The 24,453-nt window shown below is 71.6% G+C and carries 19 protein-coding genes; 9 read left to right on the top strand and 10 right to left on the bottom strand.

Features of this window, described 5'->3' with window-relative positions:
* The first annotated feature begins 212 nt into the window (after positions 1-212).
* Together ACFXGX_RS22155 and ACFXGX_RS22150 are read left to right on the top strand one after the other, a co-directional pair.
* On the top strand, positions 213-2,369 hold the full coding sequence (locus ACFXGX_RS22155; RefSeq protein ID WP_384793867.1) for a molybdopterin oxidoreductase family protein: 2,157 nt from the start codon (positions 213-215) through the stop codon (positions 2,367-2,369).
* 116 nt (positions 2,370-2,485) lie between these two features.
* Positions 2,486-2,749: a twin-arginine translocation signal domain-containing protein gene (locus ACFXGX_RS22150; protein WP_384793864.1), complete on the top strand. Its 264-nt coding sequence runs from the start codon at positions 2,486-2,488 to the stop codon at positions 2,747-2,749.
* Here ACFXGX_RS22150 and ACFXGX_RS22145 read toward each other — a convergent pair.
* On the bottom strand, positions 2,734-3,198 hold the full coding sequence (locus ACFXGX_RS22145) for a gamma-glutamylcyclotransferase family protein (protein WP_384793861.1): 465 nt from the start codon (positions 3,196-3,198) through the stop codon (positions 2,734-2,736). The genes ACFXGX_RS22150 and ACFXGX_RS22145 overlap by 16 nt on opposite strands.
* On the bottom strand, positions 3,195-3,521 hold the full coding sequence (gene cutA, locus ACFXGX_RS22140; RefSeq protein ID WP_384793858.1) for a divalent-cation tolerance protein CutA: 327 nt from the start codon (positions 3,519-3,521) through the stop codon (positions 3,195-3,197). The genes ACFXGX_RS22145 and cutA overlap by 4 nt, the downstream gene beginning before the upstream one ends.
* Before the next feature lie 186 nt (positions 3,522-3,707).
* Here cutA and ACFXGX_RS22135 point away from each other — a divergent pair, with 186 nt between their 5' ends.
* Positions 3,708-5,351 (top strand): M4 family metallopeptidase, encoded by a 1,644-nt coding sequence (locus ACFXGX_RS22135; RefSeq protein WP_384793856.1) that lies wholly within the window; start codon positions 3,708-3,710, stop codon positions 5,349-5,351.
* A 251-nt stretch (positions 5,352-5,602) separates the two neighbouring features.
* On the opposite strand, the gene ACFXGX_RS22130 is transcribed toward ACFXGX_RS22135, so the two are convergent.
* Entirely contained in the window at positions 5,603-6,202 is a 600-nt protein-coding gene (locus ACFXGX_RS22130; protein ID WP_384793853.1) for a dihydrofolate reductase family protein, read from the bottom strand.
* Positions 6,203-6,811: 609 nt separating this feature from the next.
* On the opposite strand from ACFXGX_RS22130, the gene ACFXGX_RS22125 reads away from it, so the two are divergent.
* Both ACFXGX_RS22125 and ACFXGX_RS22120 read left to right on the top strand, forming a co-directional pair.
* Positions 6,812-7,330 carry a hypothetical protein gene (locus tag ACFXGX_RS22125; protein ID WP_384793850.1) on the top strand — a complete coding sequence of 173 codons (519 nt, stop codon included), beginning with the start codon at positions 6,812-6,814 and terminating at the stop codon, positions 7,328-7,330.
* 168 nt (positions 7,331-7,498) lie between these two features.
* A complete protein-coding gene (locus ACFXGX_RS22120) occupies positions 7,499-8,122 on the top strand; it encodes a class F sortase (protein ID WP_384793848.1) in 624 nt (207 codons plus the stop codon).
* A gap of 244 nt (positions 8,123-8,366) precedes the next feature.
* Here the strand turns inward: ACFXGX_RS22120 and ACFXGX_RS22115 are convergent, their stop codons facing one another.
* The gene (locus ACFXGX_RS22115) at positions 8,367-9,149 is read right to left on the bottom strand and encodes a sulfite exporter TauE/SafE family protein (RefSeq protein WP_384793845.1); all 783 of its coding nucleotides are present in this window, start codon (positions 9,147-9,149) and stop codon (positions 8,367-8,369) included.
* 254 nt (positions 9,150-9,403) lie between these two features.
* On the opposite strand from ACFXGX_RS22115, the gene ACFXGX_RS22110 reads away from it, so the two are divergent.
* The 3 genes from ACFXGX_RS22110 to nirD are packed head-to-tail and all read left to right on the top strand — an operon-like array spanning position 9,404 to position 13,661.
* Positions 9,404-10,696, top strand: coding sequence for an NAD(P)/FAD-dependent oxidoreductase (locus tag ACFXGX_RS22110; protein ID WP_384793842.1), 1,293 nt, complete (start codon positions 9,404-9,406; stop codon positions 10,694-10,696).
* A complete protein-coding gene (gene nirB / locus ACFXGX_RS22105) occupies positions 10,696-13,302 on the top strand; it encodes a nitrite reductase large subunit NirB (protein ID WP_384793839.1) in 2,607 nt (868 codons plus the stop codon). Before ACFXGX_RS22110 ends, nirB begins: the two co-directional genes overlap by 1 nt.
* Positions 13,299-13,661, top strand: coding sequence for a nitrite reductase small subunit NirD (gene nirD, locus ACFXGX_RS22100; RefSeq protein ID WP_384793836.1), 363 nt, complete (start codon positions 13,299-13,301; stop codon positions 13,659-13,661). The genes nirB and nirD overlap by 4 nt, the downstream gene beginning before the upstream one ends.
* Before the next feature lie 75 nt (positions 13,662-13,736).
* Here the strand turns inward: nirD and ACFXGX_RS22095 are convergent, their stop codons facing one another.
* Together ACFXGX_RS22095 and ACFXGX_RS22090 are read right to left on the bottom strand one after the other, a co-directional pair.
* On the bottom strand, positions 13,737-14,666 hold the full coding sequence (locus ACFXGX_RS22095; RefSeq protein ID WP_384793833.1) for an oxidoreductase: 930 nt from the start codon (positions 14,664-14,666) through the stop codon (positions 13,737-13,739).
* Between the two features lie 350 nt (positions 14,667-15,016).
* Positions 15,017-15,151, bottom strand: coding sequence for a hypothetical protein (locus ACFXGX_RS22090; protein WP_384793830.1), 135 nt, complete (start codon positions 15,149-15,151; stop codon positions 15,017-15,019).
* A 217-nt stretch (positions 15,152-15,368) separates the two neighbouring features.
* Between ACFXGX_RS22090 and ACFXGX_RS22085 the strand changes: the two genes are divergently transcribed.
* Positions 15,369-16,373 carry a hypothetical protein gene (locus ACFXGX_RS22085; RefSeq protein ID WP_384793827.1) on the top strand — a complete coding sequence of 335 codons (1,005 nt, stop codon included), beginning with the start codon at positions 15,369-15,371 and terminating at the stop codon, positions 16,371-16,373.
* Here the strand turns inward: ACFXGX_RS22085 and ACFXGX_RS22080 are convergent.
* The 4 genes from ACFXGX_RS22080 to ACFXGX_RS22065 all read right to left on the bottom strand — a co-directional run bounded on the left by ACFXGX_RS22080 (position 16,340) and on the right by ACFXGX_RS22065 (position 24,357).
* The gene (locus ACFXGX_RS22080; protein ID WP_384793824.1) at positions 16,340-17,845 is read right to left on the bottom strand and encodes a hypothetical protein; all 1,506 of its coding nucleotides are present in this window, start codon (positions 17,843-17,845) and stop codon (positions 16,340-16,342) included. The two genes, ACFXGX_RS22085 and ACFXGX_RS22080, sit on opposite strands and share 34 nt — an antisense overlap.
* A 236-nt stretch (positions 17,846-18,081) precedes the next feature.
* Complete coding sequence (locus tag ACFXGX_RS22075) at positions 18,082-19,548, bottom strand: hypothetical protein (RefSeq protein ID WP_384793821.1); 1,467 nt, start codon at positions 19,546-19,548, stop codon at positions 18,082-18,084.
* A 332-nt stretch (positions 19,549-19,880) separates the two neighbouring features.
* A complete protein-coding gene (gene ppdK, locus ACFXGX_RS22070; RefSeq protein WP_384793818.1) occupies positions 19,881-22,622 on the bottom strand; it encodes a pyruvate, phosphate dikinase in 2,742 nt (913 codons plus the stop codon).
* Positions 22,623-23,130: 508 nt separating this feature from the next.
* Positions 23,131-24,357: an ROK family protein gene (locus tag ACFXGX_RS22065; RefSeq protein WP_384793815.1), complete on the bottom strand. Its 1,227-nt coding sequence runs from the start codon at positions 24,355-24,357 to the stop codon at positions 23,131-23,133.
* Between the last annotated feature and the right edge of the window lie 96 nt (positions 24,358-24,453).

Raw genomic sequence — 24,453 nt, 5'->3', positions numbered from 1 at the left:
CCGGTGCGGCGAGTGGGGGTCCCCCCTGCTCGAAGAGCTTGGGGGAGCGTGCCAGGCGTCGCCGGGCAGGCGAGACTTTGCGGACACGACCTAGCCGAGGAGGTCCCCTCCGGGAGATCTCACCGCGGGCCCGGCGTGGGCGGGAGATGTCCGCCCCGGTGGCGTAACGCCTGCCTCCCCGGCGCGTAACACGCCCGCCGCAGGCTGGGGCCATGACGGCCTCCGTGACGCCCACCCACTGCCCGTACTGCGCCCTGCAGTGCGGGATGAACCTGACGCCCGCGCCGGGCGGCGGTGTCGCGGTGACCGAGCGCGCGGACTTCCCGGTGAACCGGGGCGCGCTGTGCGGCAAGGGGCGGACGGCGCCCGCGCTGCTGTCGTCCCGGGTGCGGCTCACCTCGCCGCTCGTCCGCACCGGAGGCGTCCTGCGGCCCGCGGGCTGGGACGAGGCACTGTCCCGGACCGCCGAGGGGCTCGCCCGTACGCGCGCGGACCACGGGCCGGACGCCTGCGGGGTGTTCGGCGGCGGCGGACTGACCAACGAGAAGGCCTACACCCTCGGGAAGTTCGCCCGTGTCGTCCTCGGCACCTCGCAGATCGACTACAACGGCCGCTTCTGCATGTCGTCCGCGGCGGCGGCCGGTGTCAGGGCCTTCGGTCTCGACCGGGGGCTGCCCTTTCCGCTGGAGGACGTCCCGCGGACCGGCTGTGTGATCCTCGTCGGCTCCAATCTCGCCGAGACGATGCCGCCCGCGCTGCGGTTCGTCACCGAGCTGAAGGAGAACGGCGGCACCCTGATCGTCATCGACCCGCGCCGCACCCGCACGGCCGAGCAGGCGGACCTGCACCTGGCACCGCGCCCGGGGACGGATCTGGCGCTCGCGCTCGGAATGCTGCACCTGATCGTCGCCGAGGGGCGTACGGACGCGGAGTACATCCGGGACCGTACGAGCGGCTGGGAGGAGGCGCGGGCCGCGGCGATGGCGCACTGGCCGGAGTACGTGGAACGGATCACGGGGGTGTCCGTTCCCGAACTCCGCGCCGCCGTGCGGATGTTCTGCGAGCCCGAGAACGCCATGGTCCTGACCGCGCGCGGTCCCGAGCAGCAGTCCAAGGGCACCGACACCGTGAGCGCGTGGATCAACCTCTGTCTGGCCACCGGGCGTTCGGGGCGGCCGTTGTCCGGATACGGCTGTCTCACCGGGCAGGGCAACGGGCAGGGCGGGCGCGAACACGGCCAGAAGGCAGACCAGTTGCCCGGGTACCGCAAGCTCACCGACCCGGCGGCACGGCGGCATGTGGCCGAGGTGTGGGGCATCGACCCCGCCACGCTGCCCGGGCCCGGGCGCAGCGCGTACGAGCTCCTGGACGCGATGGGGACGGACATCCGCTCCCTGCTGCTGATGGGGTCGAACCCGGTGGTGTCCGCGCCCCACGCGGCGCACATCGAGGAACGCCTGAAGTCGCTGGACTTCCTCGCTGTCGCCGATGTCGTCCTCTCCGAGACCGCCGCGCTCGCGGACGTCGTCCTGCCGGTCGCCCAGTGGGCGGAGGAGACGGGCACGACGACGAGTCTGGAGGGCCGTGTGCTGCTGCGCCGGCGCGCGCTCAGCCCTCCCGAGGGGGTCCGCAGCGATCTCGAGGTGCTGCACGGACTCGCCGCGCTCCTCGGCGTGGAGAAGGGCTTTCCCGCCGACCCGGAGGAGGTCTTCGAGGAACTGCGCCGGGCGAGCGCGGGGGGTCCGGCGGACTACTCGGGGATCACCTACCACCGGCTGGCGGAGGAGAACGGGGTGTTCTGGCCCTGCCCGGCCCAGGAGATCCCGGACGCGGCCGGGGAGACCTCCAACGCGGAGCCGGCGGTCGCGAGCGCCGCGGTCGAGGGCTCCGGTGGCGGGCTCCATCCGGGCACGCCCCGGCTCTTCCTCGACCGGTTCGCCACCGAGGACGGCCGGGCGCGGTTCGTTCCCGTGTCGCACCGGCCCGTCGCCGAGGAGCCGGACGACGAGTACCCGGTGCTGCTGACCACCGGGCGGGTGGTGGCCCAGTACCAGTCGGGGGCGCAGACCCGGCGCGTCGACGAACTGAACGCCGCCGCGCCCGGCCCGTTCGTGGAGATGCATCCGCGGCTGGCGGAACGGCTCGGCGCGGCGGACGGGGACGCCGTGACGGTGGTGTCGCGGCGCGGCCGGGCCGTCGCCCCGGCCCGGCTCACGACCGCCATCCGCCCCGACACCGTGTTCATGCCCTTCCACTGGCCCGGGGAGGGCCGCGCTAACACGCTCACCAACCCGGCCCTCGACCCGGTCTCCCGGATGCCGGAGTTCAAGGCGTGCGCGGTACGGCTGGAGGCGGCACACGAGGACTGACGCCTCACCCGGTACGTGGGCGCCGCGGTTCCCCGCCGTGCCCGGTGTGCACCCGTGCGGGTGGCCGTTCCGTGCGCCCCCGGAGCCGAGGCCCCTTCCGCCCCTAGGGTGCGGCCATGGCCGACCGCGACTTGACCCGACGACGTGTCCTCGCGCTCAGCGGGGCGGCCGTGGGCGCCGCCCTGGGCATCGGACTCAGCTCCTGCTCGACGAAGGCCCCCGAGCCGGGCGGGCACCCCGGCTCCCGGTCGCCGGACGCACCCGAACCCGCCCGCCAGTCCGGCCCGGGCTCCGGTTCCGGTTCCGGTTCCGGTTCCGGTTCGGCGGAAGATCCCGGACCCGCCGGGCGGTCCGCGCCGGAGGGTCAGGACGCACGCTGACCGCGCCAGTCGCCGTCCTCGATCGGTTCGCCGCCGGAGCGCAGGCGGGCCGCCACCGCGGGCGAGGCGACGTACACCCAGGTCCGCACGACCGTGACGCCGTCCGCGCGCACGGCGTCCCGCGCGACCCGCTCGTACAGGCTGGTCGCGTCGCCCGGCACGTACTCCTCCAACTCGTCCAGCTCCGCGAGGAGTTCCTCGTACGACCCGGGCCGCGCGGTCACGATCTCGCCGCACACCGCGCCACCGGGCTCGTCGACGGCGTACGGGTATCCGGGCCCGGCGTACAGCACGAGCCCGCGCATCCGCCCGGGCTCCTCGGAGCGGGTGCGGCCGCGCAGGAACAGGTCGTGGTTGTGTTCGCCGGGCCGCAGGGTGCCGTAGACGAAGAAGGGCAGCTCCCCTTCACCTGGCAGCTCCCCGCCGCCGCAGGGGTCGACGGTGCTCAAGGGGCCGTCTCCTGCTCCAGCCAGCGCAGGTAGTCCGGGCTTCCCGCCACTACCGGGGTGGCGATGATCTCGGGCGTGTCGTAGTCGTGGGCGTCCAGGAGGTACTCCTCCAGCGCCGGGTAGCGCGCGGCGGTCGTCTTGAACTGGACCCTCCACTCGGAGGCCGTCTCCACGGCGCCCTGCCAGCGGTAGACGGATGTGACCGGCCCCGAGATCTGGGCGCAGGCCGCGACCCGCGCCGCCACCGCGCCCCGGGCCAGGGCTTCCGCCTTCTCCGCCGCGTCCGTCGTGGTCAGGACGGCCAGGCAGGCCGGCAGTTCCATGAGCGCCTCCATTCGTGAGGGTACGGAAACGATTCTCGCCGCATCCAGCACGCACCCGGTCGCCTCTATGGACATGACATGTCATGCACCTTTAAATCGGAGCGGCTTTCCGTGCCTCCCCACAGGCCCTCTCCCCCCACGCCCTTCCCCCACACGCCTCCCCGAGGCACCTCCCCAAGGAGACCGATGAGTCGAATACGGCACATCCGCGGTTCCTCTCTCGCCACCGCCGGCGCCGCCGTGACCACGGCCACCCTGCTGGCCGCCGCGCTCGCCCCGGCCGCCAACGCCGACAGCGCGCCGACCCGGGCGACCGCGATCGAGAACGCGGCCTCGGTGCTCGCGGCCCACGCCGCGAACCTGGGTCTCACCTCGGCCCAGGGCACCACCGTCCGGGACGTCGTCGTCGACAAGGACGGCGCCCAGCACGTGCGCTACGACCGGACCTACCGCGAACTCCCCGTGCTCGGCGGCGACTTCGTGGTCCACCTGACACGGGACGGTTCGTACCGCGGCGCCGACCGCGCGACACCGAAGGCGATCTCGCTGGCCGGCGTCACCCCGAGGCTCTCCGGCGCGAAGGCGGCCGGCCTCGCGGTGAACGCGCTGCGCGCCGCCAACCCCGGCGAGGCGCTGAAGAAGGTCACGGCCGAACCGCGGCTGGTCGTCGACGCCCTGCACGGCACTCCGCGGCTCGCCTGGCGCACCGACGCGGTGGGCCAGGACGGGCTCGGCAATCCGGTCGCGCGCACGGTCCTGACCGACGCCCGCACCGGCGCGCGGATCGACGCGTGGGACAGCGTCGAGACGGCGACGGGCGACGGCAACTCCCTCTACGGCGGCACGGTTCCGCTGGAGACGACCGCGTCCGGATCGACGTACCAGCTCAAGGATCCGACGCGCGGGAACACGTACACGGGCGACGCGGCGAACAAGACGGACCTGTGCATCTTCGGGATCTGCATCAGCCGGGCGCCCGCGACGCTCTTCACCGACGCCGACAACCACTGGGGCACGGGCACGGCCTCGGACCGCTCCTCCGCGGCCGTGGACGCGCAGTACGGCACCGACGCGACCTGGGACTACTACAAGAACATCCACGGCCGCAACGGCATCGCGGGCGACGGCAAGGGCTCGTACAACCGCGTCCACTACGGCAAGAACTACAACAACGCCTTCTGGGACGACAGTTGCTTCTGCATGACGTACGGCGACGGTGACGGCTCGACGTTCGGACCGCTGGTCGCGCTGGACGTCGCCGGGCACGAGATGTCGCACGGGGTGACCTCGAAGACGGCCGCGCTGACGTACTCGGGCGAGTCCGGCGGTCTGAACGAGGCGACGTCGGACATCTTCGGGACCATGGTCGAGTGGTACGCGGGCAACGCCTCGGACCCCGGCGACTATCTGATCGGCGAGAAGATCGTCCGCCCGGGCTTCGGCAAACCCGCCCTCCGCTTCATGGACAAGCCCTCCAAGGACGGCAACTCGGCGGACTGCTGGAGCAGTTCGGTCGGCAACCTCGACGTCCACTACTCGTCGGGCGTCGCCAACCACTTCGCCTATCTGCTCTCGGAGGGCAGCGGGGCGAAGACCGTGGGCGGCGTCGCCTACGACTCCCCCACCTGCAACGGCGCCACCGTCACCGGCATCGGCCACGACAAGGTCGGCAGGATCTGGTACCGCGCGCTGACGGTCTACATGACGTCATCCACGAACTACGCCGGCGCGCGCACCGCCACGCTGAACGCGGCCAAGGACCTCTACGGGGTGGGCAGCGCCGAGTACGCCGCCGTGGCCGCGGCCTGGTCGGCGGTCTCCGTGGGCTGACCCCGCGCCGGACGCCTTACGGCCACTCCGGCCGGGAGGGATCCCCGGGCGCGCGCGCCCGGGGGAGATAGCGGCCCGGCCGCCGGGGGGGGGGTCCCGGGGGCGGGGGGGGGGGGGGCGCGGCGGGGGGGGGGGGGGCGCTCTCCCCCCGGCGGCGCGCGGGCGTGCCAGCGGGCGCGCGCGACCGCGCGCGCGACCCCCCCCCCCCCCCCCCCCGGGCTCGCCATGAGCATGTCCGCCCCCGGCGGGTCCTAGTCCTCCCGCACCGGCCGGTACACGCTCACGTCCGCACCCGTCTTCGCGGTGACGGTGGAAACGTGTTCGAGCGCGCGTTTCATCCCGTCCTCGGGGAAGATCGACTTTCCGCCGCCGAGGATCACCGGCATCCGGATGAGCTGGAGCTCGTCGACCAGGCCCTCTGCCAGCAGGGTGCGGACGAGGGTGGGGCTGCCCATCATCGCGAGGTCGCCGCCGTCTGCCGCGCGCAGCTCACGGATCCGGGCGACGGCCTCACCGGCCGGGATGAGCGTGGTGTTGTCCCAGGCCGCCAGCTCGGCCTCGCCGAGGGTGCCGGAGACCACGTACTTGGGCAGGGAGTTCATGCGGTCGGCGAACGGGTCGCCCGCCCGCTCGGGCCACGCCCCGGCCATCGTCCGCCAGGTGCGGCGCCCGAACAGCAGCCCCTCGGCACTGGAGAGCCCGGCCGCGAACGCGCCGCCCACGACCTCCGGGTCGAAGTACGGGTGGGACCAGCCGCCGTGCGCGAAGCCTCCGTCGGTGTCCTCCTCGGGACCGCCCGGTGCCTGCACGACGCCGTCCAGGCTGATGAACTCACTGATCACGATGCGCATGGGACTCACTCCTCGTCGCTGTCTCGACCACGTCACGCGTTCTCGGCCGCGCCGCGCGCTCAACCGTCGCACGCGTCCGGGTCACATCGGTGAAGACCGGCGGACCCCCGGGGAATCATCGCGCCCTCCGGATGTCGCGGTGTGACGTGCCGCACACCCTGACACGCCTCCCGGCCGACGCCCAGGACCGGTCCGCACACCCGCCCCCGACCAGCGGGCCGGACGGACGGCCGGATGGGCAGACGGCCGGACGGGCAGACGGCCGGACGGGCAGACGGGCAGACGGCCGGACGGGCAGACGGGCAGACGGGCAGACGGGCAGACGGTCCAAGCAGCGGCGGGCGAACCCGGTCACCCATTCACACCCGCGCCCCCGGCCCCTTCCGATTCCCGTGCGCGGTACACCGGGCACAGACCGGTGACCTGCCGGAATACCGGACGTCCCTCCCCCTTCCGGCCGCCCTCCTGACACCCGTTCACATCATTTCTGACACACCATCAGAGAGCGGCCCCGGTCATGTGCCACTTACCTCGGAAAGGCAGGGGTGCGACCGACGCTGCGGCACTTGGGGGTGCCGCGGGCCGCGCCCCCTCGGAGGAGCTGGCACGATGCGACGTACCGCCCGTCTGCTGACCGGTACCGCGCTCGCCGTCGCCGTCGCGGGGCTCGCCGCCGCGCCCGTGTACGGCGGGGACACCGGAAGTCTGGAGGTGTTCCCCTCCAGTGTCGTCCCGGGCGCCGACGTCACCGTCAACACGGCCGCGTGCGGCTCGGACGGCACCGCGAGCGGGGACGCCGACGCGGTGGGCGGCGGTACCTTCACGCTCGCCGCCAGCGCGCACGAGCACGACGCGATCGGCCAGTTCCAGGTTCCGCCCAGCGCGCAGCCAGGGACGTACGAGATCGTCGCGACGTGCTCCCACGGCCGGCGCGTCACCGGCGACCTGCTGGTGACGCTGGCCGCCACGCGCGAGCAGGTCCGGCCGCGCGGGCATGTGGACACGGGTGTCGGCGGCGCGCTGGGCCCCGACCCCGTACAGACCGCGGCGGGAGTGGCGGCGCTGGCCGTCGCCGCCGCGGGCGGTACCTGGCTCCTGCATCGCCGGGCGAGAGGCGACGGGATCTGACGGGCACCCTCCGCTGTCCGTCCGCCGGTACCGCCGTCCCCTCCCCCTCCGTGGCCCGACGCCCCTCGCGGCCCGGAGGGGGAAGGGACCGGCCCCTTCAGCACACCCCACGGCCGTCGCGGGCGCCGGCCGGTCCCGCCCCGGAAGGAATCCCGTGAGGAGGCTCGCGTGCGCCGGGTCAGCAATGCCGTCATAGCGTCGGTCACGGTCGTCGCCCTCTGCTCGGGTGCCTGGCTGCTGGGCCGCGGCGCCGAGGCGCACCCGCCGCCCCAGCCGTCCGCGGCGCAGTCGGCGGCCTCCGGGAAACCGGCGCGGTCCGTGGCCCCCTCGATGCCGCACTCCCCGCCGGACCGCATCCGGATCCCCGCGATCGGCGTGGACGCCCCGCTGATCGGCCTCGGCCTCACCCCGCAGGGCAGCCTGGACGTGCCGCCCGCGCAGAAGAAGAACCTGGCCGGCTGGTACGAGGCGGGGACCAGCCCCGGTGAACGCGGCACCGCGATCGTGGCCGGGCACGTCGACAACGCGGAGGGCCCCGCCGTCTTCTACGACCTGGGCTCGCTCCGCAAGGGCAGCACGGTCGAGGTGGACCGGCTCGACGGCAGGACGGCCGTCTTCACCGTCGACGCCGTCGCGGTGTACGACTCCCGCTCCTTCCCCGACGCGAAGGTGTACGGCGCCGCGAACCGGCCCGAGCTGCGGGTCATCACCTGCGGAGGCGGCTACTCGCGGACGACGGGCTACCAGGGGAACGTGGTCGTCTTCGCCCACCTCACGGGCAGCAGCCACTAGTCCGGAACGGGCCGGAGCACGACCGAGGACGGGTCGGGTCGAGGGCGGGTCAGGCCGAGGGCGGGTCAGGCCGAGGACCGACAGGTCACGACCCGACAGATCACGAGCCGGCAGATCACAGGCCGGCAGGTCGCAGGCCGGCAGGTCGCAGGCCGGCAGGTCACAGGCCGAGTGGATTGCCGCCTGCCGCCGAGGGCCGGGCAGGCGGCTGCCGGCCGGCCGAGCCGCTTCGGGCGCTCCGGGTTCAGGCGAGCCACTGCTGGTACGCCAGGTTCGCCACGAGCGCGAACACCACCGTCAGCAGTACCGCCCGGACGAAGCCGCTGCCCTGCTTGAGCGCGGTCCGCGCCCCGACCATGCCGCCCGCCAGATTGAACACGGCCATCAGGGCGGCCAGTTCCCAGAACACCGTGCCCTTCCACGCGAAGGTCGCGAGGGCGCCCGCGTTGGTGCAGCAGTTGACGATCTTGGCGGTGGCGGAGGCGGTCACCAGGTCGAGGTGGAGCAGCGCGGTGAGCGCGAGCACGAGGAACGTGCCCGTGCCGGGGCCGATGAGCCCGTCGTAGAAGCCGATGCCGAGGCCCGCGAGACCGATCGCGGCGAGGACGCGGCGCGCGCTGACCGGGGTGGCCGGCGGCGCCGTGCCGAAGGCGGGCCGCAGGATCACGAAGGTGCCGACGGCGACCAGGACGACCATGACGACCGGCTTGAGCACGTCGGTGCTCAGCCCGGCCGCGACGAACGCGCCCGCCGTCGAACCGGCGAGCGCCGCGAGGCCGATCCGTACCGCCATGCGCACGTCCACGGGTGTCTTGCGCGCGTACGTCACCGCGGCGCCCGTGGTGCCGACGATCGCGACCGCCTTGTTCGTGCCGAGCGCGTACGCCGCCGGCGTGCCCGCGGGCAGCCCGAGCAGCATGGCGGGCAGCAGGAGCAGCCCTCCGCCGCCGACCACCGCGTCGATCCAGCCGGCCGCCAGGGCGGCGGCACAGAGCACAAGCATCATGGTCAGCGATATGTCGGGCATGATCGCGACCCTATGGGACGGATGCGTGCGCGCTGCACGGACCCCGGAAGGCTTGAGCGATTCCAGAGGTTCGCCGGGGTCGGTCCACCCTCGGCTCCTCCGGCCCTCCCCTCGGCCCGGTCCGGCGCTCCCCGCGGCCCCCTCCGCCCCTCCCCGGACCCTCACACCACCGCTCCGCCCTCGCTGAGGGCAGCGTTCCTCCCGGGAAACAGGGGTGATGCCACCGGGTAACACCGGCACCGCACGGTGTGGTCATGACCTCGAATACGCGTGTGGTGGTGATCGGCGCCGGCCTCGCGGGCGTCCGGCTCGCCCGGCGGATCGGTGAGCTCGGCGGGTCCGCGCTGGTCGTCGGCGAGGAGGAGCACCGGCCCTACAACCGGGTGCTGCTCGCCGAGGTACTGGCCGGACGCTACGAGCCGGAGGTGATCTCGCTCCCGGCCCCGCCGGAGCTGGTCCGCGCCCGGGTCACCGGCATCGACCGCCTCGCCCGGACCGTGCGCTGCGCGGACGGCACGGAGATCGCATACGACACGCTGGTCCTGGCCACCGGCTCCAACCCGGTACTGCCGCCGCTGCGCGGCCTGTTCACCGCCGACCACCAACTGCCCGAGGGCGTCCACGCGTTCCGCACCTTGGACGACTGCCTGGGCCTGTCCAAGGCGCTGCGGCCGGGAGTACGGGCCGTCGTCGTCGGCGGCGGTCTGCTGGGCGTCTCCGCGGCCCGCGCGCTCGCCGTGCGCGGCGCCCAGGTGGTCCTCGCCCAGCAGGCCGAGCGGCTCATGGAACGCCAGCTCGACCCGAACGCCTCGAAGCTGGTGCTGCGGCATCTGCTGGACCTCGGCGTCGAGGTGCACACCGAGTGCCGGGTGCGGGACGTGCGCTGCCTGGGCGGCGCGGTCCGCTCGGTGGAACTGGCCGACGGCTACGCGCTCGACGCCGACCTGGTGGTACTGGCCTGCGGGGTGCGCCCTCGGGCGGGCCTGGCCAAGGAGGCCGGGCTCGCCGTCCACAAGGGTGTCCTCGTCGACGACGAACTGCGCACCAGCGACCCGCACATCCGCGCCGTCGGCGACTGCGCCCAGCACGACGGGACCCTCTATGGACTCGCCGCCCCCGCCCTCGAACAGGCGGACAAGCTGGCCGAGTTGCTCGCGGGAGACGCGAACGCCCGCTACACCGGCACCCGTTCCCTGACCCGGCTCACCCTGACCGGACGGGACACCCCCGCCGGTCCCGCTCCCTCCGATCGCACCGCCGCCGGTCCCACCCCCGGCGGTCTCACCCACACCGGGCTCGCGCCCTTCGACCTGGCGGCGTTCGGCGAGACCGACCCGCGCCCCGGCGACGACGTCGTCCAGCTCACGGACGCCACCCGCGGCACCTACCGCAAGGTCGTCGTCCGCGACGACCGCCTCGTCGGCGGGGTTCTCGTCGGCGAACTCGGCACCGTCGGCGCGCTCGCCCGCGCCTGGGAGGGAGCGGAGCCGCTCCCCGCGGACGGCGCCCCCCTGCTCCACCTGCTCACCAACGATGGAGGCTCCTGATGACTGCCACCCCGGGGGCCACCCCCACGATCGTGCTCGTCGGCCACGGCATGGTCGGCCAGCGCTTCCTCGAAGCGCTCGCCGAACGCGGCCTGACCGCCACGCACCGCGTGGTCGTGCTGTGCGAGGAACCGCGCCCCGCCTACGACCGCGTCGCCCTCACCTCGTACTTCTCGGGGAAGACCCCCGAGGACCTCTCCATGACCGACATGGAGTTCATCCGCGAGCACGGCATCGAACTGCACGTCGGCGACCCGGCCGAGTCGGTCGACCGGGCCGCGCGCACCGTGACGTCGAGGTCCGGGCTGACGGTCGGCTACGACACCCTCGTGCTGGCCACCGGTTCCTTCCCCTTCGTCCCGCCGGTCCCCGGCAAGGACGCCGAGGGCTGTTTCGTCTACCGCACGATCGAGGACCTGCTCGCCATCGAGGCGTACGCGAAGTCACGGGCGACGACCGGAGCCGTCGTCGGCGGCGGTTTGCTGGGCCTGGAGGCGGCGGGCGCGCTCAACGGCCTCGGACTCACCAGCCACATCGTGGAGTTCGCGCCCCGGCTGATGCCGGTGCAGGTCGACGAGGGTGGCGGGGCCGCGCTCCTGCGCACGATCGAGGAGATGGGCCTGTCCGTCCACACGGGTGTGGGCACACAGGAGATCGTGGTCGGCGAGGACGGCGCGGTCACCGGCATGAAGCTCTCCGACGGCTCCGAACTCGCCACCGACCTGGTGGTGTTCTCCGCCGGTGTCCGCCCCCGCGACCAACTGGCCCGCGACTGCGGTCTGACGGTCGGCGAGCGCGGCGGCATCAGCGTCGACGAGCAGTGCCGTACCGTCGCCGACCCCCGGGTGTTCGCGATCGGCGAGTGCGCGCTGGCGGCCGACGGCCGGGTGTACGGCCTGGTGGCGCCGGGCTACGAGCAGGCGGAGACGGCCGCGGCGACCATCGCCGAGGACGAGAAGGCGTTCACGGGCGCGGACCTGTCCACCAAGCTCAAGCTGCTGGGTGTCGACGTGGCGTCCTTCGGCGACGCGCACGGCACCACCGAGGACTGCCTGGACGTCGTCTACTCCGACTCCCGCGCGGGCCTGTACAAGAAGCTGGTCATCGGCCGGGACGGCACGCTGCTCGGCGGCATCCTGATCGGCGACGCGGAGGCGTACGGCACGCTGCGCGCCTTCACCGGCTCGGTCCCGCCGGTGTCCCCCGAGTCCCTGGTCCTGCCGGCGGGCGCGGGCTCCCCGGTACAGCTCGGCCCCTCCGCGCTGCCGGACGAGGCGGTCATCTGCTCCTGCCACAACGTCACCAAGGGCGCGATCCGCGGCGCGGTGACCGAGCACTCCTGCACCACCGTGCCCGAGGTCAAGAAGTGCACCAAGGCCGGTACGGGCTGCGGCAGTTGCGTCAAGGTGCTCGGTCAGCTCGTCACCGCCGAGCTGGAGGCGAGCGGCGTCGAGGTCGACAAGGGCCTGTGCGGCTGCTTCGGGCAGACCCGCGAGGAGCTGTACGAGATCGTCCTGGCGCTCAGGATCACCTCGTACCGGACGCTGCTGGACCGGTACGGCCGTGCGGACGCCCGGGGCGGTGACGGCTGCGAGGTCTGCAAGCCCGCCGTCGGCTCGATCATCGCCTCCCTCGCGCCCACGATCGGCGCCGACGGCTACGTCCTGGAGGGCGAACAGGGCGCGCTCCAGGACACCAACGACCACTTCCTCGCCAACCTCCAGAAGAACGGCTCGTACTCGATCGTGCCGCGCATCCCCGGCGGCGAGATCACTCCCGAGAAGCTCATCGTGATCGGTGAGGTGGCACGGGACTTCGGGCTCTACACGAAGATCACCGGCGGCCAGCGGATCGACCTGTTCGGTGCGCGGGTGGAGCAACTCCCGCTGATCTGGGCGCGGCTGGTGGACGCCGGCTTCGAGTCCGGGCACGCGTACGGGAAGTCGCTGCGGACGGTGAAATCCTGCGTCGGGCAGACCTGGTGCCGGTACGGGGTGCAGGACTCGGTCCGGATGGCGATCGACCTGGAGCTGCGCTACCGGGGTCTGCGGTCCCCGCACAAGCTGAAGTCGGCGGTCTCGGGATGTGCCCGCGAGTGCGCCGAGGCCCAGTCGAAGGACTTCGGCGTCATCGCCACCTCCAGCGGCTGGAACCTGTACGTCGGCGGCAACGGCGGCGCGACCCCGCGCCACGCGGATCTGCTGGCGCAGGATCTGTCGGACGCCGAACTGGTCCGTCTCATCGACCGGTTCCTGATGTTCTACATCCGCACCGCGGACCGTCTGGAGCGCACCTCGACCTGGCTGGAGCGGATTCCCGGCGGCCTCGGCCACGTCCGCGAGGTGGTCGTGGAGGACTCGCTCGGCATCTGCGAGGAGCTGGAGTCGCTGATGACCGCGCACGTCGCGAACTACCGGGACGAGTGGGCCGAGACCATCAACGACCCGGAGAAGCTGGGCCGGTTCGTGTCCTTCGTGAACGCCCCCGACACCCCGGACCCGGTCGTCGGCTTCGTCCCCGAGCGCGACCAGATCAAGCCCGACCTGCCCCTGCTGACCATCGGACACCGCCCGCTTGAGGCTCTGGAAGGAAGTGCCCAGCGATGACCCTGGCCCCCGAGACGACCCGGCCGGCGACGGCCCTCACGCTCCAGCTCCTGCTGGAGGACGACTGGTTCACGGTCTGCGAGCTGTCCCTGCTGACTCCGGGCCGGGGCGTCGCCGCCCTCCTCCCGGACGGCCGCCAGGTCGCCCTGTTCACCGACCGGGCGGGACGGGCGTACGCGATCGACAACCGTGATCCGTTCAGCGGGGCGGCGGTGCTCTCCCGCGGACTGACCGGCACCCACCGGGGCCGCCCGTTCGTCGCCTCCCCGCTGCTCAAGCAGCGCTTCGACCTGGAGTCCGGGCGGTGCCTGGACGACGAGGACGTACGGGTGGCGACGTACGAGGTGCGGGCCGCCTGACCGGCCGGTCCGGGACCCCGCTCCGGAGTGCCGGCCGGGCCCGCGAGGCGCATCCGGACCCGGGGTGTGCGGCCGTCAGCCCTTGAGACCCTCGTAGACGACACCCGTGAGCCGCTCCGAGGCGGCCCAGAGCAGCTCCGCGCGGGTGTCGTCGCGGGTCCGGCCGGCCCGCCAGGACGTCGAGGGCGAGCCGCGCCACATCGCGAAGGACGGTCCGACGAAGGTGTCGGGCCGTACGCCGGGTGCGGTGGCCGCGTACAGCGTCGGCAGCGCCCCGGCCTCGGCGCTCTGCCCGAGGACGCGGGTGCCGATCTCCATCAGCCGCTCGGCGCCCTTGCGCCCCTCGAGCCGGGGCCCGGCGGTCTGCAGGTTGGTGGAGGCGTACCCGGGGTGCGCCGCGGCCGCGACGACATCGGACCCGGTGGCGGACAGCCGCCGCGCGAGCTCGTGCGTGAAGAGGAGATTGGCGGTCTTGGACCGACCGTAGGCGATCCACTTGCGGTAGGTCCCCTTCTCGCCGTCGAGGTCGTCGGGATCGAGGTCGGCCAGGGCGTGCATCATGCTCGACACGGTGACGATCCGCGCGCCGGGGGTCTTCGCGATCGCCGGGAACAGCAGCCCGGTGAGCGCGAAGTGCCCCAGGTGATTGACCCCGAACTGCGTCTCGAACCCGTCCGCCGTCGTCGCGTACGGCAGCGCCATCACGCCCGCGTTGTTCACGAGCAGGTCGAGGTGGTCGTAGGGGAAGGAGTCCGCGAACTCCCTTACGGAGGCGAGGTCCCCGAGGTCGAGCCGGCCGAACTCCACCTCGGCGCCGGGAACTTCGTCGGCTATCAGCTCGGCCGCCGCCCTGCCGCGGGCCTCGCTGCGACAGGCGAGCACCACCCGGGCCCCGCGACGTGCCAGTTCGCGCGCGGTGACGAGACCGAGCCCGCTGTTGGCCCCGGTGACAACGGCGACCCTCCCCCGCTGCCCGGGTATGTCCTTCGCGCCCCAGCCACCCATGTCCCACTCCTCCCACTGCCTCGCCGTCGGCCCCAGACTACGGACGCCGGTCCGCCCGGCACACACCCCTCCGGATCCCGTACCGCGCGTCCGCCCTGATCGCTTTCGAAGTCCCCGCGTTCCGAAGGACAACACCGGGCCCGGTGCCCGCGTTGCGGGGCGCAACGACCGGGTGAACAGTGGATATGTGGGCCCGGTCCGCAACGGATGAATCAATCACCCCCGCGAAGCGCATCTGGAACCACCATGGCCAGAACCTCCAGGCGACGTGCCGTCCACAGCGTCAACGCATCCCTCTTGGCCGCGGCACTCGCATTTCCAGCCGGTCTGACAAGTGCGACAGCAGCGCTTCAGACCCCCACCGCGAGCAGGTCGTCGGCGGTCGGGACAACACCGCCCCCTTCACCGGGGGACAGTCCGCCTCCCTCGTCGACGCCGAGTGACACGCCCACGCCCAGCGCCACGTCCTCCACACCGAGTGGCACACCTACGCCCAGCGGCACCACCTCCACACCGAGTGGTACGTCGACGGATCAGGAGCACACACCGAACTCTGACCAGTCGTCACAGTCGCCGGCTTCCGGTGACACGGAGCGAGGCGGGGACACCGACCCCCTCGCGGAACAAAAGAGACAGATCGATGGCACCATCACGCGTCTGAACGCGACGAAGGGAGAAGTTCCCGAGGAACTCGCCCCGACTGTGGACGAATTGACCACCACGCTCGAAGCGGTCAAGGACCCCGAGACGTCGCTGCGGGACCGCCAGGGCGTCATCGAGAGCGTCGAGCATCTGACCGTCGCGCTGACGGCCACCGGTGACGACAGCACCTCTCCGCAGCTCCGGAAACAGCTCACCGCACTCGTGAAGCAGGTGTCCTCCGCGCTGAAGGTGGGATACGACGCGCAGGCGCCGTCCCGGACGCGCTCCTCCGTCCTCCTGGTCATGCAGCGCACGACGTCCGCGCTGGACATGATCTGTGACTCCCGGACTCCGGCGGAGCTGCGGGGAAAGCTGCTGACGATTACGGAAGGGCTGAGCAGCGCGGTCACGGGGGGCCATCAGACGGCCTCGCTCCGGGGGTTCGAGGAACACATGGGCGTCGCGCAGGAAGACGCCGCCGCCACCCCGGAGACGTCCCCGGCGAGTGCTGCCGCGGCGATGCCTCCGAAGCACCGGGACGCGCTCGTTCAGCTCGTGTACGAGCAGAACGAGAAGCTGCAGGTGTTCAACAATCCCGAGTCGTCGTCGAAGGACCGGGCCGAAGCCGAGAAGGACATGCGGGATCGGTCCGCTCGTATCAGCGACAAGCAGGAGGAGGCGGCCGCGGCCCAGGGACGGCCGGAGGACCCTCTCGGCAAGGCGGCCGAGACCTGCACCACCGCCATATTCCGGTCCTCGGCCGGGGACGAACTCCCCGAGGAGCTGAAGGAACTGGTTCCCGGCAGCTGGCGCCCGGATGGAGTCAAGGACTTCTGGAAGTCCAAGGAAAAGAGCAACCTCCTGCTCGACGTCCTCGCGGAGTTGCAGAACAACAAGAACGTCCGCGCACCGATCAAGATCGCACCGCTCATCACCGAACTCGCCAAGGTCGTTCCGAGGGAAGATCTGTGGTCCACCATCGGCGAGCGGGCTTCCTACTGCCAGTCGACCGCCGCCTACCTCGACGAGGACTACGGGGTCGCCGTCGGCACCTGGCTCGAATAGCCCGGCGGCAGCAGGACAGGGGGCGGCGCCAGCAGCTCCGCGAGGGAGACCTCGTAACTCATGTGCGCCCTCGCGACCCCGTATCTTTCCAGCTCTCTCTTCTCCTTCTGCCCCAGACCCGTCTCCCCTTTGAAATCGAACGGCGAGATGAACGAATCGGGATCGCGTTTCGGGGACCAGATCGCCGTCACATAGCGCGGCTTGCGCGTCAGATTCACGAGGTTGTCGTTGTGCCACAGTCTCCCATGGTAAATGATCTGCGGAAAACACCCCTTTTCCAGGGGGCAGTAGTATCGCCCGGCGTGCGCATCCCATGAATAATGGGGAATTCTGAATTCCTCCACGCCGAGCTTCCCTCGGTCCTTCCTCATGTACGAGATCGTCAGGTCGATGCTCAGGATGTCGTACTTGGCGTCCTTGGGAAGCTGGACCACATGCTTGCGCTGGTACTCCTCCCCGATCTCGAGCCGGTTGCCCGGGCCGTAGAAATGCCCGCTGCTGATCGTGGTGTACGTGAGTTTGCGGACATAGAGCTCCGCTTCTCCCGAGTCTTCTCCCCGCAGGCCCGAACTCTCGCGCCAGTCCCGCATGAGGTCACGGTCGGCAGGCTTCTTGGAGTACACGGCCCCTCTGCCGGAGACTCTGTAGCTGTCATTCAGGATGTACACCGGAATCCCTCCGGTGTTCTTCATGTGAAGCGTCAGCGGGACCTGGAGGAACCCGAGCGAACGATCCACCCGTGACCGCCCGAACTCCGCCTTCAGAGTGAGGTGCATCGGGGCCGCCGCGGGCTGGTACATGGTCGAGTAAGCCAGGCTGAGGCCGGTCAGGAGCGCTGTGGCGACCACTCCGGCCGCGAACCTCTTGGGCTGTGGAATTTCCTTCCACGATCTGTTCCGCACAAGAAGAAACAGGGCCCACAGCGACCAGCACCAAAGGGACATGAAAACCGGCACACAAGGCGTGAACTCCATTTCCTGGAACCACATGAACAGCAGCAGGCTGTCGGTGGCCAGCGCGATGAGCACGCCGAGCAGGACGATCGCCCCGGAGGCACGGAACTGCCGTTTCCCCCCGTAGTCGATGGCCGCGACGGCCGCCGCGCCCAGCACCGCGCCCGACAGGACGAACAGGACCCCGTTGATCCGCTGCGCGAAGGTCAGGGCCCCGAAGGCGTCCGGCCACCCGACGGCCACGCTGAGAGCCATGGACGCGAGCAGCCCGGCCACCATGAGCACGGTGACCGCGTGCCGTCTCCCCGCGCGGTCGGGCCACGTCCCGCTGTCGCCTCCACGCCAGCAGAGGATCACCGGATCCTCCAGATCCAGGTCCTCCGGATGACCGAGGCGCCCGAGGATCTTCCGCAGTCCGGCTGCCGACCAGGCATGGCCCACCGTCTCTCCGCCCACGACGACCCGCCGCAGCCCACGGCTGTCCGGCGGCTCGACGACGACCCAGGGACGGATGCTCATGGACCCAGGCTGGAACCCGCGAGGACCCGGTGCACGCGGAGCTACCCCGTTCGGCTCCCCATTCGGCTCCCCATGAGCCCGGGGCGCGGCACGCGCGTCCGTCCGCCGTCAGCCGACGCACACGTTGTCGTCGGCGACCGAAAACGCCCGAAAGGGCGGCACCCCGGCACAAGGGTGCAAGACCAATCCCCCGACCAGGGGCCCCCGGGGGCCCCTCCGGACCCCCGGACGACGTGTCAGTTCCCGCCGCGGGACCGTCGGAAGAGCGCTACGGCCACACCACCGGCCAGCAACAGCGCGCAGGCTGCCGCCCAGGCGATCCAGCCGCCCCCGGACCCGCCGGCCGCTGAGCCGCCCTGCGCCAGCCGCAGGGTCAGCGCCGCGCTGTCGTTGGAGGCGTCGGGGTCGAACCCCTCGAAGAACTCCTGCGTCTGGACCTGGCCCGCGGAGACGGCCGGGGTACGGGGGCCGATGGCGAAGGTGAACGACAGGACGTGTCTGTCTCCCGGGGCGGGGTCGCCGAAGTAGCACTCGTAGGTGGTCCAGCCCAGCCGGGGGCCGTGGTACGACCCGTCCGTGCCCGGCGGGTAGCAGTCGTGCGGGATCTTCGTGGCCTTCGTGCCCGGCGGCAGCTTGACGAGGACCGTGAGGCCGGTCTCGTCGTCGAGGAGGTCCTCCACCAGCGCCGGCCCCCGGTCGACCACGGTGACGTGCAGCGTGGCGTGACCGCCGCGCCGCCCGGTGGCGGTGTCCCCGGTGACGGCGAAGTCGGCGTGGTTGACGCTGTCGACGTAGGTGGTGAAGGACGGCTCGTGGTTCCCGTCGGACGGCATCGCGCCATTGGGGACCAGGGTCAGCGGGGTCCCGGGGCCGTTCGCCGGGGCGGCGTCGGCGAGCGGGGTGACGTCGTAGTAGATCTTGTCGTGCAGGGCCTCGTCGCCGACCTTGACCCGCAGCGGCGACGACAACGCGTACTGTCGGCCGGGCTCCACCGGGGTGGGGAAGTCGCACAGGGTCTCGTGCACGATGTGCCCCCCGCGGCCGCTCGCGGACACGTCGCGGCAGTTGGCCCAGGAGCCCTGGAGGTGCAGCCCGGCCGTGGTGTCGATCCGCAGCTCCACCCCCTTGGCAGCCGGGAGTTGTCCGGTGTTCCACACGTCGAGCGGAAAGGTCAGCATGTCGCCCGGCACCTGGTCCAGCTGCTCGGCGGACTCGCTCACCTTCAGCTGCGTCTTGCCGTTGGTCAGGGTGACGTGGTCGCCGGTGACGGTGGCGTCCGACGCCGTGCCGGAGACGGTCAGGGTGCCGCTGCTGCTGATGGCCGCACCGGGCTTCGGCACCAGCGTGATGGCGTGGTAGTCCGAGGTGGCGGACGCCAGGTCCAGCGTGCAGAGGTCGCCGTCGCAGTGCTCCGACGGTGCCGGCTCGGCGAAGTCGGCCACTCCGGACAGGTCGACGGCCAGGTGGACGTGGTGTGCCGCGCCCTCGCCTGCCACCTTCCACCGGTAGGCCACGAACGCGTTCGCCGGCTCCGTCCCGATGAAGAGCTCGTGTTCGACGAACCGGACCGTCATCCCTCGTGCGGCGTCCGTCGCCTCCGCCGCGTCGGCGCGGGCCGGACCCGTGCCGAACAACCCCGCCACCAGTGCCACCGCACCCGCCGCCGCCGCGACCGCGCGGCGTATCCGTGATCTTCGTGCCATCCGACCGAAACCCTCCCTGTGCGCCGGGGGGTCCCAGCCCGCCGTACTTCGCAGGTGTGACCCGCGAGGTGCGGAAATGGTTGCGGCCGGCCGGGCTCGGGTGTCCACGCTGCCGGACACGCTGTGACGTGGTCCAGGAGGCCGGACACGGATGATCACAGTCGTCGACCTGTCGCGCCCAGGCAGCGCCGTAGCTTGACAGCCCCCGCAGAAAACCCCGAAAGGGCGACACCCCCGCACAGGGTGTCGCCCTTTCTCGTGGGCCGGGGCCGCCGCCCATCGGTGTTGAGGGTCGGGGACGGACGGCGGACCCGGGGTCCGGTGCTCGGGGGCTAGCGGTGGTCGCTGCCCGTCGAGCTGGAGGCCGCGCGGCCCGCTTCCAGGCGGGCGACCGGGATGCGGAACGGGGAGCAGGAGACGTAGTCGAGTCCCACCTCGTGGAAGAAGTGGACCGACTCGGGGTCGCCGCCGTGCTCGCCGCAGACGCCGAGCTTCAGGTCGGGGCGCGTCTCGCGGCCGGCCTTCACCGCGGACTTGACCAGGGAGCCGACGCCGTCCCTGTCGATCGTCTCGAAGGGGCTGACGCCGAAGATGCCCTTCTCCAGGTACGCCGTGAAGAAGGAGGCCTCCACGTCGTCGCGGCTGAAGCCCCACACCGTCTGGGTGAGGTCGTTCGTGCCGAAGGAGAAGAACTCCGCCGCCTCGGCGATCTGGCCGGCCGTCAGCGCGGCGCGCGGCAGCTCGATCATCGTGCCGATCGCCAGCTTCAACTGCACGCCGGTGGCCGCCTCGACCTCCGCGATGACCTGGTCGGCCTCCTCGCGGACGATCTCCAGCTCCTGGACCGTGCCGACGAGCGGGATCATGATCTCCGCGCGGGGGTCGCCCTTGGCGTTCTTGCGCTCGGCGACCGCCTCGGCGATGGCCCGTACCTGCATGGTGAACAGGCCGGGGATGACGAGGCCGAGGCGCACACCGCGCAGGCCCAGCATCGGGTTCGACTCGTGCAGGCGGTGGACCGCCTGGAGCAGGCGCAGGTCGTTCTCGTTGGCGTCCTTGCGGGACTCGGCGAGCGCGACGCGCACCGACAGCTCGGTGATGTCGGGCAGGAACTCGTGCAGCGGCGGGTCAAGGAGACGGACCGTGACCGGGAGGCCGTCCATCGCCGAGAACAGCTCCACGAAGTCCTTCTTCTGGAGCGGCAGCAGGCCCTTGAGCGACTCCTCGCGCTCGGCGTCCGTGTCCGCGAGGATCAGCCGCTCGACGAGCTCCCGGCGGTCGCCGAGGAACATGTGCTCGGTACGGCACAGACCGATGCCCTGGGCGCCGAAACGGCGGGCGCGCAGCGCGTCCTCGGCGTTGTCGGCGTTGGCGCGTACGCGCAGGCTGCGCTTGCGGTCGGCGAAGGCCATGATCCGGTGGACGGCCTCGACCAGTTCGTCGGCGTCGTCGGCTCCGGCGTGCATCCGGCCCTCGAAGTACTCGACGACCGGGGACGGGACGACGGGGACCTCACCGAGGTACACCTTGCCGCTGGAGCCGTCGATCGAGATGAGGTCGCCCTCCTCGACGACGTGCCCGCCGGGCACGGTCATCCGGCGGCGCTTGGTGTCGACCTCCAGCTCCTCGGCGCCGCAGACACAGGTCTTGCCCATGCCGCGCGCGACGACGGCCGCGTGGGAGGTCTTGCCGCCGCGCGAGGTGAGGATGCCCTCGGCCGCGATCATGCCGTCGAGGTCGTCGGGGTTCGTCTCACGGCGGACGAGGATGACCTTCTCGCCGGAGCGGGACCACTTCACCGCGGTGTACGAGTCGAAGACCGCCTTGCCGACCGCGGCGCCCGGCGACGCGGCGATGCCCCGGCCGACCTGCTGGACCTTCGCGTCCTCGTCGAAGCGCGGGAACATGAGCTGCGCGAGCTGGGCGCCCGTCACCCGCTGGAGCGCCTCGGCCTCGTCGATCAGGCCCTGGTCCACGAGCTGCGTGGCGATGCGGAAGGCCGCGCCCGCCGTGCGCTTGCCGACACGCGTCTGGAGCATCCAGAGCTGGCCGCGCTCGATGGTGAACTCGATGTCGCAGAGATCCTTGTAGTGGTTCTCCAGGGTCTCCATGATCTGCATGAGCTGGTCGTACGACTTCTTGTCGATCGACTCCAGCTCGGCGAGCGGGACCGTGTTGCGGATACCGGCGACGACGTCCTCGCCCTGGGCGTTCTGGAGGTAGTCGCCGTAGACGCCCTGGTGGCCGGAGGCGGGGTCGCGGGTGAAGGCGACGCCGGTGCCGGAGTCGGGGCCGAGGTTGCCGAAGACCATCGAACAGATGTTGACGGCCGTGCCGAGGTCGCCGGGGATGCGCTCCTGACGGCGGTAGAGCTTGGCGCGGTCGGTGTTCCAGGAGTCGAAGACCGCGTGGATGGCGAGGTCCATCTGCTCGCGCGGGTCCTGCGGGAAGTCCCGGCCGGCCTCGGTCTTGACGATCTTCTTGAACTTGGTGACGAGCTTCTTGAGGTCGGCCGCCTCCAGGTCCGTGTCGACGGTGACCTTCTTGAGGTCCTTCGCCGCGTCCAGGGCCTCTTCGAAGAGTTCGCCGTCCACGCCGAGGACGGTCTTGCCGAACATCTGGATGAGGCGGCGGTAGGAGTCCCACGCGAAGCGGTCGTCGCCGGCCTGCCGGGACAGGCCCAGCACGGACTTGTCGGAGAGCCCGATGTTCAGGACGGTGTCCATCATGCCGGGCATGGAGAACTTGGCCCCGGAGCGGACGGAGACGAGCAGGGGGTCGTCCGCCTGGCCCAGCTTCTTGCCCATCTTGGCTTCGAGGGCCTCGAGGTGCGCACTCACCTCGTCACGCAGTGCCGCCGGCTCCTCGCCACTGTCGAGGTACGTCTTGCACGCCTCGGTGGTGATGGTGAAGCCGGGCGGGACGGGGAGACCCAGGTTGGTCATTTCGGCGAGGTTGGCACCCTTGCCCCCGAGCAGGTCCTTGAGGTCCCTGTTGCCCTCGGTGAAGTCATAAACGAACTTCGCTCCACCAGCGCCGCTTTCGGCTACGTGGGGATCTTTGTTTTCCGACACGAGTCTCGACTCCTCGACGTCGCGGTGGCTGCCCTGACGACGGGGAACATACCCAGATCGAAGGCGTCTGGGTACGTCCACTTGCGCGTCATGCGCCTGTAACCACTCGTCCGCCACCAGATCCAAAGTCAAGGGTTGGCAAGTCATCGGGCCCGGATGTTTTCACTTCTTGAACGAGTCAGGCCCCACAAGGCACCTATACCGCTCAGGTGAGCACTGTTCAGCACGTCTGAGTTTAATCGATGAACGATCAGAGGGTGGCACTGAGTGCCACCCCTTAGGGAAGTGCAGCCGCTCATGATCCGCTCATCTGAGCGTGACCCCTATCAAGGGTGGCGAGAATCACGCCACCCGGAGGGGTCAGATTTCATGATGCGGACCACGATCCGGGCACGACACACGGGGATACGGGCACGACACACGGATGGCTCACACGGATGCCCGATCTCGCGGAAGCCCGATCTCGCGGAAGCCCGGACACAGGGACGCCCGGCAACACGGATGCCGGTCACACGCCGAGCGCCGCCAGCCGTTCCTCGGCCCGCTCCGGCGCGTACAGGTATTCCACGACCAGCGCACCCGCGCCCACGAGCCCGGCCCGCTCCCCGAGCCGGGAGGTCACCACCTCCAGATGAGCGGTGGAACGCGGCAGCGCCCGCTGGTACAGCAGTTCCCTGACGCCTGTGAGGAAGGGGGTGCCGGCCAGATCCCCGGCGATCATCAGCACTCCCGGGTTGAGCAGGGTCACCACGGTGGCCAGGACGTCCCCGACCCGCCTGCCCGCCTCCCGCGCGAGCGCCGTCGCCTCGGGGTGCCCGGCCGCCAGCAGCTCGCGCACGTCCGAGCCGGACGCGGCCGGGACCCCGGACTCCGCGAGCCGGCGCGCCACCGCGCCACCGCTGGCGACGGCGGCCAGACAGCCGTACGAGCCGCACCGGCACAGCGCGTCGGCGCCCACCCGGATGTGCCCGATGTCGCCTGCGCCGCCGTCGATGCCCCGGAAGACGGTGCCGCCGACGACCATGCCCGCGCCGATACCGGTGGAGACCTTGACCAGCGCGAACGCCGAGCAGTCCGGATAGCCGGCGCGCTGCTCCCCGTACGCCATGAGGTTGGCGTCGTTGTCGACCAGCACGGGGACGCGCGCGGCGCCGGTGCCCGCGTGCTCGGCGAAGGCGCGGCCCAGCCGTCCCCGTATGTCGTAGCCGTCCCAGCCGGGCATGATCGGCGGCTGGACCACGCGGCCGGTCTCGCTGTCGACGGGGCCCGGCACCGCGAGCCCGATGCCGCACACGGCGTCGGCGCTCCGGCCGGACTTCCCGACCAGCTCGGCGAACCAGCGTCCGAGTTCGCCGAGGACCGCCTCGGGTCCGTCGTCGACGACCAGGGGGCCCGCGTGCTCGGCGAGGATCTCGCCGGTCAGGGTGAGGACGGCGGCGCGGCCGTGCCGGGTGTCGAGGTCGGCGGCGAGGACGACGGCGTGCTCGTCGTCGAACTCCAGGGTGATGGAGGGGCGTCCGCCGAGCGGCGAGTCGACGGGACCGCCCGCACCCTCACGGAGCCAGCCCGCACGGAACAGCCGGTCCAGGCGATGGCCGACCGTGGCCCGCGACAGACCGGTGGCCCGCTGGAGCGCTCCGCGCGTGGTGGCCCGCCCGCTGCGCACCAGTTCGAGCAGTTCTCCGGCGCTTGCCTGGTTCCCGGTCTTCACGGTCACTCCCCGCCTTTCCGTCATGCGCACCCTCTTGCGTTCCCCAACTCTGCATTACATATTGAGTTTTGCGTGTTAAATAGACGTAACCCTACGGCAGATGCTGCCGAACCGGCCGGC

The organism is Streptomyces sp. NPDC059371, from assembly GCF_042751995.1.
In the GTDB taxonomy this organism is placed as follows: domain Bacteria; phylum Actinomycetota; class Actinomycetes; order Streptomycetales; family Streptomycetaceae; genus Streptomyces.
The sequence above is the reverse complement of the archived record's forward strand: the minus strand, read 5'-3'. Positions and strand labels throughout refer to the sequence as shown.